Raw genomic sequence first — 12,420 nt, 5'->3', positions numbered from 1 at the left:
TGCTGGCGCTCGTCCTCGATCGTGACGACCTGCACCGGGATGTGGCGCGTCGCCGAATCCTGCTTGAGCCGGCTCAGCACGGTCCAGCCGAGCACGTCGGGCAGGAAGATGTCGAGCGAGATCGCGGTCGGCAGGTACTTGCGCGCGAGCGCGATCGCCTCGATGCCGCGCATCGCGACGATACCCTTGAAGCCGTTCTCGCGCGCGAGGTCGAGCAGCACCTTCGCATAGTGCGGGTCGTCCTCGACGATGAGCAGGACCGGTTCGCCGGCGACGATCTGCGAACGGTCGTCGTCGATCTCCTCGGCACGCGGCGCCGGCAGCTGTGGCGGCGGCGGCACGAGGGCCGAGGGCCGCCTTGCAGCGACGCCTTCGATCGTGACCGCAGGGCCGACGTAGCGCAGCGGCAGGTAGAGCGTGAAGGTGCTGCCCTCGCCGACGGCGCTGCGCAACTGGATCTCGCCGCCGAGCAGGCTCGCGAGCTCGCGGCTGATCGCGAGGCCGAGGCCGGTGCCTCCGTACTTGCGCGACGTACCGGCATCCGCCTGCTGGAACGCCTCGAAGATGATGCGCTGCTTCTCGGGCGCGATGCCGATGCCGGAGTCGCGTACCGCGAACTCCACCACCACGGGGACCGTGCTGAGGACCGCATGGTCGGCACTCCACCCCGAATGCGCGACGCGCACGTCGCACGAGACGGTGCCGTGGTCGGTGAACTTGAATGCGTTCGACAGCAGATTCTTCAACACCTGCAGCAGGCGCTTCGGATCGGTCACCATGCTGGTGCCGAGCGCGGCGTCGAAATGGGTGACGAACCGCAGCTTCCGGCGCTCGGCCTCGTGGGCGAAGTTTCGTTCGATCATGTCGCGCAGCTGCGCGAAGGCGAGCTCCTCGGTGTCGACCGTGACCGTGCCGGATTCGATCTTCGACAGGTTGAGGATGTCGCTGATGAGATTGAGCAGGTCGGTGCCGGCGGCATGGATCGTGTTCGCGAACTCGACCTGCTTGCCGGTGAGGTTGCCCTCCACGTTGTCGGCGAGCTGCTGGCCGAGAATGAGGATGCTGTTGAGCGGCGTGCGCAACTCGTGCGACATGTTGGCGAGGAACTCGGACTTGTAACGCGACGCGAGCGCGAGTTCGGCGGCCTTCTCCTCCAGCGCACGGCGCGCCTGCTCGATCTCGCGGTTCTTGCGCTCCACTTCGGCGTTCTGCTGCGCGAGCAGCTTCGCCTTCAACGCGAGTTCGTCGTTGGTCTGCTGCAGTTCCTTCTGCTGCGCCTGCAACTCGCCCGCGAGCTGTTGCGACTGCGACAGCAGGCCCTCGGTGCGCATCGTCGCCTCGATCGTGTTGAGCACGATGCCGATGCTGCCGGTCAGCTGCTCGAGGAAGGCGAGATGGGACGGCTTGAACTCGGCCAGGCTGGCGAGCTCGATGACCGCCTTCACCTCGTTCTCGAACAACACCGGGATCACGATCACGCTGCGCGGTGCGGCCTCGACCAGTCCCGACGCGATGCGGATGCGTTCGTCGGCGATCTCGTTCAACAACAGGCTGCGACGCAGTTGCGCGCATTGGCCGACGAGCCCCTGGCCGAGCCGGTAGCGCCGTGGCACTCCGCCCGGCGGGTCGTCGGCATAACCGTAGATCTGCTGCAGGTGCAACCCGTCGCCGTCGTCCTGCATCACGTACATGACGCCCTGGTGTGCGTCGACCAGCGGCACGAGTTCGGACAGCAGGGTGCGCACGACTTCGAGCAGGTCGCGTTGCCCCTGCATCATGCCGCTGAAGCGCGCCAGGTTCGTCTTCAGCCAGTCCTGCTCGGTGTTGCGCTCGGTCGTCGCGCGCAGGTTGCCGATCATCGCGTTGATGTTGTCCTTGAGGTCGGCCACCTCCCCGCGCGCCTCCACCTGGATCGAACGCGTGAGGTTGCCCTGCGTCACCGCGGTCGCGACCTCGGCGATCGCGCGCACCTGGTTGGTCAGGTTCTCCGCGAGCAGGTTCACGTTCGCGGTGAGGTCCTTCCAGGTCCCGGCCGTGCCCGGCACCTTGGCCTGGCCGCCGAGGCGTCCCTCGACACCGACCTCGCGCGCGACCGTGGTCACCTGTTCCGCGAAGATCGCGAGCGTGTCGGTCATGCTGTTGATCGTCTCGGCGAGCGCGGCGACCTCGCCCTTCGCCTCCACCGTGAGTTTCTGGCCGAGGTCGCCGTTCGCGACCGCGGTCACGACCTTGACGATGCCGCGCACCTGGTTGGTGAGGTTCGCGGCCATCACGTTGACGTTGTCGGTGAGGTCCTTCCATGTTCCGGCCACGCCGGGCACGGTCGCCTGCCCGCCGAGCTTGCCTTCCGTGCCGACCTCGCGCGCGACGCGCGTGACCTCGGCGGCGAAGCCGTTGAGCTGGTCGACCATCGTGTTGATCGTGTTCTTCAGCTCGAGGATCTCGCCTTGCGCGTTGACGGCGATCTTGCGCGACAAGTCGCCGCGCGCGACCGCAGTCGCGACTTCGGCGATGTTGCGCACCTGCGTCGTGAGGTTCGACGCCATCGAATTGACGTTGTCGGTGAGGTCCTTCCACGTACCCGCGACGCCGGGCACCGTCGCCTGCCCGCCGAGCTTGCCCTCGGTGCCGACCTCGCGCGCGACGCGCGTGACCTCCGCGGCGAAGCCGTTGAGCTGGTCGACCATCGTGTTGATCGTGTTCTTCAGCTCGAGGATCTCGCCGCGAACGTCGACCGCGATCTTGCGCGAAAGGTCGCCGCGCGCGACCGCTGTCGTGACCTCCGCGATGTTGCGCACCTGCGTCGTGAGGTTGGACGCCATCGAATTGACGTTGTCGGTGAGGTCCTTCCACACGCCGGACACGCCCTCGACCTGCGCCTGCCCGCCGAGGTTGCCTTCCGTGCCGACCTCGCGCGCGACGCGGGTCACCTCCGCGGCGAAGCCGTTGAGCTGATCGACCATCGTGTTCATGGTGTTCTTCAGCTCGAGGATCTCGCCCTTCACGTCGACGACGATCTTGCGCGAGAGGTCGCCGAGCGCGACCGCGGTGGTCACCTCGGCGATGTTGCGCACCTGCACGGTCAGGTTCGTCGCCATCGCGTTGACCGAGTCGGTGAGGTCCTTCCACGTCCCCGCGACGCCGGGTACGATCGCCTGACCGCCGAGATTGCCGTCGGTACCGACCTCGCGCGCGACGCGCGTGACCTCCGCGGCGAAGCCGTTGAGCTGGTCGACCATCGTGTTGATCGTCACCTTGAGCTCGAGGATCTCGCCGCGCACGTCGACCGTGATCTTGCGCGAGAGGTCGCCGCGCGCGACCGCCGTGGTCACCTCGGCGATGTTGCGCACCTGCGCCGTGAGGTTCGACGCCATCGAATTGACGTTGTCGGTGAGGTCCTTCCAGGTGCCCGCGACACCGGGCACCTGTGCCTGGCCGCCGAGCTTGCCTTCGGTGCCGACCTCGCGCGCGACGCGCGTCACTTCCGACGCGAACGAGCGCAGCTGCTCGATCATCGTGTTCAGCGTCTCCTTGAGGTCGAGCATCTCGCCGCGCACGTCGACGGTGATCTTGCGCGAGAGGTCGCCGTTCGCGATCGCGGTCGCGACCTCGGCGATGTTGCGCACCTGTCCGGTGAGGTTCGACGCCATCGAATTGACGTTGTCGGTGAGGTCCTTCCAGGTGCCCGCGACGCCCGGCACCTGCGCCTGGCCGCCGAGCTTGCCTTCCGTGCCGACCTCGCGCGCGACGCGCGTGACCTCCGCGGCGAAGCCGTTGAGCTGGTCGACCATCGTGTTGATCGTGTCCTTCAGCTCGAGGATCTCGCCCTTCACGTCGACCGTGATCTTGCGCGAGAGGTCGCCGCGCGCGACCGCGGTCGTCACCTCGGCGATGTTGCGCACCTGCGAGGTGAGGTTGGTCGCCATCGCGTTGACCGAGTCGGTCAGGTCCTTCCACGTGCCCGCGACGCCGGGCACGATCGCCTGGCCGCCGAGCTTGCCGTCGGTGCCGACTTCGCGCGCGACGCGCGTGACTTCGGACGCGAAGCCGCGCAGCTGGTCGACCATCGTGTTGATCGCCTCCTTGAGCTGGAGGATTTCGCCACGCACGTCGACGGTGATCTTGCGCGACAGGTCGCCGCTCGCGACGGCGATCGTGACCTCGGCGATGTTGCGCACCTGGGCGGTCAGGTTCGACGCCATCTGGTTGACCGAATCGGTGAGGTCCTTCCAGACGCCGTACACGCCCTTCACCTGCGCCTGGCCGCCGAGGCGACCCGCGGTGCCGACCTCGAGCGCGACGCGCGTCACCTCCGCGCTGAACACGCTCAGCTGCTCGATCATCGTGTTGACGATGGTGGCCGAACGCAGGAACTCGCCCTCGAGCGCGCGCCCGTCGACCTGAAGGTCGATCAGGCGCGTGAGGTCGCCGCGCGCCACGCCGGAGATCGCGAGCGTCATGCGCTCGGTCGGCCACAGCAGATCGTCGATGAGCGTGTTGACGGAGCGCTCCATCGCCTGCCACGCGCCGCGCCGGCTCGCGCCGACGACGCGCTCGCTCGTGCGGCCGCGCTTGCCGACCGCCTCGCCGACGCGTTCGAGTTCGTCCGCCATGCGCCGGTTGTTCATGACGATGTCGTTGAGCGCGTCGGCGAGCTTGCCTTCGATGCCCGACCAGTCGCCCGGCATCGTCACGCCGAAGTTGCCGTCGCGCACGGCCTGCATCACGCGCAGCAGCTCGCGCAACATGTCTTCGGAAGCTTCCGTCTTGCGCGTCGAACCCGCCGCGCCGTCCTGCGCGACCGGCTCGGCCGCGACCGCGGCAGCCGCCTTGCGTCGAGTCGCCATGCGAACCCCCTGGTGCCCTTCGTCGAATGCGCCCGCGGCGGCATGCCTCGCGCGAGGCGCGCCGGCGGACGATCACTAGCTTACCGATTCATCGCGTCGCAGACATCGCGATAAAAATTTCGCGCAGCGCGTAAAAATTTCCCGCGATGGGCGCGCGCGAGACGAAGCACGCGGCAGATCGCACGCCGTCGCGCGTGCCATTGCCTGCGCCGAGCGTCGATCCCCTGGCTGGCACGACGCGTGCTTGGCCCATGCCGGGGACGGCTGCATCCGTCCGACGGAGAGAGACGACCATGGGGATCTGGATGACGACGGCGCAAGGACTGCCCGGCGAGGGTGAAGCCGTCCAGTTCACGATCGGCGCGCGCCGCGTGCCTTTGCGCGGCCGTTACCGCGACGGCGAGTTCGCGACGCGCTGGTGGCGCTACCCCGCCTCGGCCGTGCACCGGTGGCAGGTGCTCGACCGCTCCGTCGACTTCGCGGCGCATGCGGTGGCCGCAACCACATTCGATGAGCGCATGGCCGCGGCCATGTGAGCCACCCCTTTGGAGCAACCGAGGTTCCCCTTCCCTCCCCCGATGCCCCGGCCCGCCCTTCCCGCGCGCGCCCCGCATCCGAGCCTCGGTCCTTTCGAGACTGCCCCCGGGCAGTCTTTTTTTGCGAACGGAACGTGAATCGCGCGCACGCGAGTGCACGTCGCCGCGACGGAGAATGCGGTATGGTCGCGCGATGTCGCGAGGGGCAGTGCGACGCGCCGCATCGGCTTGCAGAGGATCATCGATGGATCGCCTGAACGACGCCGCGCGCGTCCTCGTGGTCGACGACAACGAAGCGTTCCGCGCCATCGTCGCCGAGGTCGCGCAGCTCGAGGGCTGCCACCTCACGAACGCGGCGACCCTCGCCGACGCGCGTCGCTGCGTCGAGGAAGCGCGCTTCGACCTGCTGCTGGTCGACCTGTCTCTGCCCGACGGCAACGGGCTCGATCTCGTCGACGAGATCGACCTCGCCGAGCATGGCCGCATCGCTATCGCCACGGGCTTCCCGTCGATCGAGAGCGCGGTGCGCGCGGTGCGCAAGCCGGTGGTCGAATACCTCGTCAAGCCCGTCCCGTTCGACGCGCTCGCGAGGCTGATGCGCGATGCATGCGAACGTGCCGCGGCACGGCCGCCGCGCGCGGCCGCCGCGGTCGCCGGGATGGTCGGGCAGAGCGCGCCGATGCGCGCGTTGTTCGACCAGATCCGGCGCGTCGCGCCGCTCGACGTCGGCGTGTTCGTGCACGGCGAAAGCGGAACCGGCAAGGAGCTCGTCGCACGCGCGCTGCACGAACTCAGTGCACGGAGCGGTCGCTTCATCGCCGTGAATTGCGGCGCGATCGCGCCGGACCTGCTCAGCAGCCAGTTGTTCGGCCACGAGCGCGGCTCATTCACGGGTGCCGCCCAGGCGCACGCGGGGTTCTTCGAGCAGGCCCAGGGCGGCACGCTGTTCCTCGACGAAGTGACCGAGATGCCGCTGGCGCTGCAGGTCTACCTGCTGCGCGTGATCGAGACGCGCACGCTCACGCGCGTCGGCGGAGCGCGCGAGGTGCCCGTCGACGTGCGCATCGTCGCCGCCTCGAATCGCGACCCGCAACTGGCGGTCGCGAACGGCCACCTGCGCGCCGACCTGTACTATCGGCTCAGCGAGTTCCCGCTGACGATCCCGCCGCTGCGCGCGCGGCGCGACGACATCCCGATGCTCGCGCGCCACTTCCTGGACCGCCTCAACCAGCGCTACGGCACCGCGCGCGCATTCGACGCGGACGGCCTGCGCCGGCTCGCTGAACGCGCCTGGCCCGGCAACGTGCGCGAGCTGCGCCACGCCGTGCAGCGCGCGTACATCCTCGCCGACCACGACATCGTCGCGATCGCCGAGGACGCCGCGCCGCGCGCGATCGCCGAGAGCGACGGCTCGATCCGCTTCTCGGTCGGCATGAGCTTCGACGACATCGAGCGGGAGATGCTGTTGAAGACGCTCGCCGCGAGCAGCAACAACAAGCGCCGCGCCGCGCGCGCGCTGGGCATCACGACGAAGACGATCTACAACCGCCTGTTGCGCTATCGCGAGCAGGGCCTCATCGGCGACGAGCTCGTCGGCAGCGGCCCGGACGACGACAAGGCCGACTGAACCGCGCGCGGGCGCACCTAAGGGACCGCCGCCGCCAGCGGCAGCACGAGGCGCAGCCCGCATGCCTCGTCGGTGAACGGCTCGAAGTCGGCGCGGCCGCCGATGCGCCGCACGGTATCGTGGATCTGCGCGAATCCGAGCCGGCGCTCGTTGTCCTCGTCGCCGAACGGCGCGAACGCACGCTCCGCGACACGACCTGGCGGCATCACCGGCGCGACGAGCAGGACGAGCGATGCGCCGCGGCCGGATGGCCGGGCGAAGCCATTGCTGGTCTCGATCGTGAGCACGCCATCGCCGGGCTCGTGCCCACACAGATGCGCGAGCGCATCGCGGAGGAACGCGCGGTCGCACAGCACCCTCGCGTCGGCGGCGGCGGGCTTGACCACGATGCGTCCGGGCGTGCGCATGCGCGCTTCTTCGAGCAGCGCGTGCACGTCGCAGACTTCGGGTCGCGCGCTCGCGGCCGACGCGTTCGCCATTGCTTCGAGCAGGACGCGCTGGCGCTCGATCGCCTCCACGGCGCGCGTGAGCAGCTGCCGAGCCTTGTCGCGGTCGTCGACCCGCGTCGCCAGTTCGACGCTCGCGAGCGCGATCGCGAGCTGGTTGTTGAGATCGTGCGCGAACTGGCCCACGAGCTGGCCCAGTGTCTCGACGCGCGGCGCGTTCTTCGTCGGTGCGGCGGATTCCATGGCGTGCCTCGCTGTGGACGGGCGGTGCCTGCGCCGTCCGGAGCAGGCCGTCGGGGAGACCGTCCCGGTGGCGGACGCGTGCGGCCCCAGCGTGGCTTCAGGACGCATGCATGTCGATCGTGCAGTAGCGCGTCACGGTGCCGCCGGCGTCGTCGCACGATCGATGATAGACCATCGCGCCCGCGGGAACGTCCACCTCGCCGATCGCCTCGCAGGTCGACGCCCGGACGCACGCGAGCCCGGGCACGTCGCGGAAGGCGAGCATCGCGGCCACCTCGGCCGGGCTCTCGGCCGAACAGCGCCAGAGCTGCCCGCACACGCCCATGCGCACCTCGTCATGCGCATTGCGACCGCGCACGACGTCGTAGCAGCGGCGCGAAGCGAACGACGGGCGATACGCGTGCGCGAGGGCCGCATCGTAGTGCGCTGCCTTCAACACGGCCGCGCGCTCGTCGGCATCGAGCCCGACGCGGTCGAGCGCGGCGAAGTCACCCTGCACGACGACGAGGTCGCATCCGGCGTGGACGGCACGGCCGTACGCGATGCGCGGAGCGCGACGCGTGCCGACGTAGCTGATCGACTGCGCGCCGATGCGCGCGCTGCCGACGACGTGCACGGTCTCCTCGGCGAGTGCGTGCTCGACGACGACGCCGCGCACGCCGAGTTCGAGCACGGGAATGGCCTCGATCGCCTCGATGCAGGCATCGATGTCGTACAGCGTCTCGCCCGCCTGCGCCGGCTCGGCGTCGCCGCAATGGATGCGCACCGGGCCGCTGCGCAACAGGCGCTTGGCGGCGATGCACGCATCCATGACGGAGAACGCCGAGTAGCCGCGCAGCACGCTCGAAGCCAGCATGCGCGCGAGCGCGTACGACCAGGTCTGCGGCACCACCGCGTCCGCGGACACCGGTGGATGCGTCGCCGCGCGCGTGGCGACGAAGGCGTACGGTACGACGCCCCCGTAAAGGTCGAGCTCGGAGCGGATGCCCAGTCGCGCCGCTTCGGCGAGCGTGAGGGTGTGATCGGGCACGAAGTAGATGCGCTGACGGTCGTCGCGCGGCGCCCCGCCGTATTCGTACTGCAGCAGTCGCGCGATGCGCTCGGCGGTATGACCGAGGCATGCCGTCCCGGAATCGTACTCCGGTTCGTTGCGCATGACAGCCTCGACACGGCCCGCTCCGCGGAACTGCAGTTCTTCGATGCTCATCGTGGTGACCTTCCGGCATGAGAGCTGCGAGCATCGAAGCAGGCACCATGCCAAGCGATGCCGTGGCGTCGCAGCGCGCGTTCGCGACGAGGCAGTGTGAAATGATTTCACGCCGTGCGAACGGTTTTCCAGCGCGCTCGCAGGTCCGCGCGACCGCGCAAGGTTTCGCCACGTACCTTCGGGGCAGGCCGTGAATGGCGGAGCGCGTCAGGCGCGCACGGCGCCGGCTCGGGGAACGAGCCGCAGGCGCGGATGCGGGCCGGAGCCGATCAGCCCTCGGCGACGATGCGGTCGCGCCCCTGCTGCTTGGCGAGGTAGAGGCGCCGGTCCACCGTCTCGATGAACGACATGAGCCCGCGCTCGTCGCGCGGCACCTCCGTGCCGACGCCGAGGCTGATCGTGACGCATTCCCCGATCGCCGACGCCGCGTGCGGGATGCGCGCGCGGGTGATCGCGTCACGACAGCGCGTGGCGATCTTCCGCGCGGATTCCGCCCGGGTTTCGGGAAGCACGAGCGCGAACTCCTCGCCGCCGAAGCGCGCGAGGAAATTCCGACCACCCTGCGTCGCGCCGAACAGCAGGTCCGCCACCTGCTTCAGGCACGCGTCTCCCTGCAGATGGCCGTAGTGGTCGTTGTATTGCTTGAAGAAGTCGATGTCCATCATGACCAGCGAAAGCGGCTGCGCATTCGATTTCGCCTCGGCCCATTCGCGCTCGACCACTTCGTCGAAGCGTCGCCGGTTCGCGAGCCCCGTGAGCGCATCCTTGAACGAGAGGTCCTGCAGCTCGGCCTGCAGTCCGAGCAACCGCTCTTCGGTGCGCTTGCGCTCGCTGATGTCGAACATGAAGCCGACGAGAGCCTCGACGGTACCCGCGGCGTCGCGCACGACGTGCACGACGTCACGGATCCAGACGTAATCGCCGGCCGGCGTCAGGGCGCGGTAGTCGGCTTCGTGGTCGACGCCCGCCTGCGATTGCGCCACGCAGTACTGGACGACGCGATCGCGATCGTCCGGATGGATGCGCTCGGCCCAGTCCTGCACGGTGACCCAGCTCGCGGGAGCCCACCCGAGCAGGGCCTCGATCTGCGGCCCGATGTAGGCGAAGCGCATCGTGCTCCAGTCGATCTTCCACGGGATCGCGCGCGTCGATTCGAGCAGGGTCCGGTAAACGTCCGGATCGACGCCCGCCGTCGGTGGATTCCTCTCGTTCGCCATCGCTGCTGCTCCCGGGGCCGTCGCGACACGCTGCGCCGGTCGTCCGCGCGACTCCTCGCGATCGACGTCCGCCGCCTGCCGCCCCCATGCTACCGTCCACCCTGCCTGAATGACGTCCCGTGGCGAGCGTCACAGTCCGCGGTGCCGATGTGCGACAGATTGGCACCGCGACCGTGAGGATCGGGGCGAAACGCAGTGACCGCAAGTGAGGACGATTCGATGACCGCCAAGTTCGACTCGCGCGACTGGAACGCGGCCTTGGCCCGCCTCAGGGGCCCGGGGTCGGCGACGGCGGTCGTGGGGCCGGTCGAACGCGACGAGTTCAAGCTCAAGGTGATCGAAGCGCGCGTGAAGCTCAAGCTCATGCGCGATCGCACCGATGCCCTCAAGGCGGCTCTCGAGCGCTTCCGGACCCAGCGCGAGTCGAAGAGCGCCTGAGGCGCAGCGCAACGCCCGTCGCCGAACGATAGCGCCGCGGGCGTACGCGCGGCTTTCTTCACGGCACGGCGATGGACGACGCCGCCCTTCGCGCGCGCAGCCTTCGTCGCGCAGTCCGATCGCACCCACTTGCCGGGCCGGCCGGTCCCGGCCGTCGCCCGTGTCGCGTCCGCGCTGGACTCAGGCAAACGGGTCGCGCAGGACGATGTTCGCGTCGCGGTCGGGGCCGGTGGAGACGATCGCGAGCGGGCAGCCCGCCAGCTCCTCGAGTGCGCGCTGGTACGCGCGCGCCGCCGGTGGCAGCCTTTCCCATTCGGTGATGCCGTGGGTCGATTCCTGCCAACCCGGGAATTCCAGATAGACCGGCGTGCATTCTTCCCAGCCGGCGGCGTCGAGCGGCGCGTACTCCGTGCGCTTGCCACGGTATTCGTAGGCGATGCAGATCTTGAGCTTGTCCATCCCGTCGAGGATGTCGAGCTTGGTGATGCATAGGCCGCTGATGCCGTTGATCGCGACGGCGCGCTTGAGCGCGACGATGTCCATCCAGCCGCACCGCCGCGGACGACCCGTCGACGCGCCGTACTCCTGGCCACGGTCGCGGATGCCCTGGCCGATCGCGTCATCGAGTTCGGTCGGGAACGGACCGCCGCCGACCCGCGTCGCATACGCCTTGGCGATACCGAGCACGTAGTCGATGGAGTCGGCGCCGACGCCGGCACCGGCGAGCGCGCCACCGATCGTCGTGTTCGACGACGTGACGTACGGATAGGTGCCGTGGTCGATGTCGAGCAGCGCACCCTGCGCGCCCTCGAACAGCACCTTGCGGCCCTGCTTGCGCAAGTCGTGCAGCACGCCGGCGACGTCGGACTTCATCGGCTCGACGTACTCGCCGAACGCGAGTGCCTCGTCGAGCGTCTTCTGGTAATCGACCGCATCGACGCCGAGGTACCTCGTCAGCACGAAATTGTGGTAATCGAGCGCGGTACGCAGCAGTTCGCCGAGCTGCTGCGGATAGTGCAGATCGGCGACGCGGATGCCGCGCCGCGCGACCTTGTCCTCGTAGGCGGGGCCGATGCCGCGCCCGGTGGTGCCGATCGCCTTGCCGCCGGCAGCCTTCTCGCGCGCCTGGTCGAGCGCGATGTGGTACGGCATGATCAGCGGCGTCGCCGGGCTGATCTTCAGGCGTGAACGCACTTCGACGCCGTTGCCCTCGAGCTCGGCGATCTCCTTCTGCAGCGCCGCCGGCGACAGCACGACGCCGTTGCCGATCAGGCACAGCGCGCCGTCGCGCAGGATGCCCGACGGGATCAGGTGCAGCACCGTCTTCTTGCCGTTGATGACGAGCGTGTGTCCCGCATTGTGGCCGCCCTGGAAGCGCACGACCGCGCCGATGTCCTGCGTGAGCAGGTCGACGATCTTGCCCTTGCCTTCGTCGCCCCATTGCGCGCCGAGAATGACGACTGACTTGCCCATGCGAACGTTCCTGCTACGAGAGTGAGTGGCACGACGCGCGCGACCGGACGCCGATCCCCGGCGGAACCCGTGGGCGGGCATTCGCGGAGGGTATCGAGACGGCACGACGCAGGCGATGCCGGACCGGGCCGGGTCGCCGTGCTGAGCCGGGAATTGTAGTGCGTGTCGCGGCCGAGCACACGCGTGCCCGCGACGGCGGTCAGTGGACGATCCGGAGGAGGATCAGCCCGAGCACGACCATGCCGCCGCCGTACAGACGCAGGCGACGCGGTTCGATCTGCTGCAGCTGTTCGGCCATGCGCTTCCAGGCGTCCGGCGCAGCGAACAGGAACAGCCCCTCGAGCACGAGCACCAGGCAGAGCGCGCTCGCGAGGGCGTCGCCCACG

9 protein-coding genes are annotated in these 12,420 nt (G+C 69.1%); 3 read left to right on the top strand and 6 right to left on the bottom strand.

The window, feature by feature from the left end; translation table 11 throughout:
* A partial coding sequence (locus tag VI238_RS16850) for a HAMP domain-containing protein (protein ID WP_331653449.1) occupies positions 1–4,847 on the bottom strand: 4,847 nt, incomplete at its 3' end.
* Positions 4,848–5,140: 293 nt separating this feature from the next.
* Here VI238_RS16850 and VI238_RS16845 point away from each other — a divergent pair.
* The gene (locus VI238_RS16845; RefSeq protein ID WP_331653447.1) at positions 5,141–5,383 is read left to right on the top strand and encodes a hypothetical protein; all 243 of its coding nucleotides are present in this window, start codon (positions 5,141–5,143) and stop codon (positions 5,381–5,383) included.
* A 244-nt stretch (positions 5,384–5,627) separates the two neighbouring features.
* On the top strand, positions 5,628–7,010 hold the full coding sequence (locus tag VI238_RS16840; RefSeq protein ID WP_331653445.1) for a sigma-54 dependent transcriptional regulator: 1,383 nt from the start codon (positions 5,628–5,630) through the stop codon (positions 7,008–7,010).
* Positions 7,011–7,027: 17 nt separating this feature from the next.
* Here VI238_RS16840 and VI238_RS16835 read toward each other — a convergent pair whose 3' ends face one another.
* The 3 genes from VI238_RS16835 to VI238_RS16825 all read right to left on the bottom strand — a co-directional run bounded on the left by VI238_RS16835 (position 7,028) and on the right by VI238_RS16825 (position 10,123).
* Positions 7,028–7,699 carry a hypothetical protein gene (locus VI238_RS16835; protein WP_331653443.1) on the bottom strand — a complete coding sequence of 224 codons (672 nt, stop codon included), beginning with the start codon at positions 7,697–7,699 and terminating at the stop codon, positions 7,028–7,030.
* A gap of 97 nt (positions 7,700–7,796) precedes the next feature.
* Complete coding sequence (locus VI238_RS16830) at positions 7,797–8,906, bottom strand: DUF3182 family protein (RefSeq protein ID WP_331653441.1); 1,110 nt, start codon at positions 8,904–8,906, stop codon at positions 7,797–7,799.
* A 269-nt stretch (positions 8,907–9,175) separates the two neighbouring features.
* The gene (locus VI238_RS16825; protein WP_331653439.1) at positions 9,176–10,123 is read right to left on the bottom strand and encodes a sensor domain-containing diguanylate cyclase; all 948 of its coding nucleotides are present in this window, start codon (positions 10,121–10,123) and stop codon (positions 9,176–9,178) included.
* Positions 10,124–10,342: 219 nt separating this feature from the next.
* Between VI238_RS16825 and VI238_RS16820 the strand changes: the two genes are divergently transcribed.
* On the top strand, positions 10,343–10,561 hold the full coding sequence (locus VI238_RS16820) for a hypothetical protein (protein WP_331653437.1): 219 nt from the start codon (positions 10,343–10,345) through the stop codon (positions 10,559–10,561).
* Between the two features lie 180 nt (positions 10,562–10,741).
* Here VI238_RS16820 and VI238_RS16815 read toward each other — a convergent pair whose 3' ends face one another.
* Positions 10,742–12,034, bottom strand: coding sequence for an adenylosuccinate synthase (locus VI238_RS16815; RefSeq protein ID WP_331653435.1), 1,293 nt, complete (start codon positions 12,032–12,034; stop codon positions 10,742–10,744).
* Between the two features lie 199 nt (positions 12,035–12,233).
* Positions 12,234–12,419, bottom strand: coding sequence for a DUF2065 domain-containing protein (locus tag VI238_RS16810; protein WP_331653433.1), 186 nt, complete (start codon positions 12,417–12,419; stop codon positions 12,234–12,236).
* Position 12,420 lies beyond the last annotated feature (1 nt).

Source organism: Dokdonella sp. (assembly GCF_036518555.1).
Taxonomy (GTDB): domain Bacteria; phylum Pseudomonadota; class Gammaproteobacteria; order Xanthomonadales; family Rhodanobacteraceae; genus Dokdonella_A.
The sequence above is the reverse complement of the archived record's forward strand: the minus strand, read 5'-3'. Positions and strand labels throughout refer to the sequence as shown.

What these genes read in the sequence shown, in the direction of transcription:
- VI238_RS16845 (WP_331653447.1), top strand. Translation starts at nt 5,141, where the DNA reads ATGGGGATCTGGATGACGACGGCGCAAGGACTGCCCGGCGAGGGTGAA.
- VI238_RS16840 (WP_331653445.1), top strand. Translation starts at nt 5,628, where the DNA reads ATGGATCGCCTGAACGACGCCGCGCGCGTCCTCGTGGTCGACGACAAC.
- VI238_RS16835 (WP_331653443.1), bottom strand. Translation starts at nt 7,699, where the DNA reads ATGGAATCCGCCGCACCGACGAAGAACGCGCCGCGCGTCGAGACACTG.
- VI238_RS16830 (WP_331653441.1), bottom strand. Translation starts at nt 8,906, where the DNA reads ATGAGCATCGAAGAACTGCAGTTCCGCGGAGCGGGCCGTGTCGAGGCT.
- VI238_RS16825 (WP_331653439.1), bottom strand. Translation starts at nt 10,123, where the DNA reads ATGGCGAACGAGAGGAATCCACCGACGGCGGGCGTCGATCCGGACGTT.
- VI238_RS16820 (WP_331653437.1), top strand. Translation starts at nt 10,343, where the DNA reads ATGACCGCCAAGTTCGACTCGCGCGACTGGAACGCGGCCTTGGCCCGC.
- VI238_RS16815 (WP_331653435.1), bottom strand. Translation starts at nt 12,034, where the DNA reads ATGGGCAAGTCAGTCGTCATTCTCGGCGCGCAATGGGGCGACGAAGGC.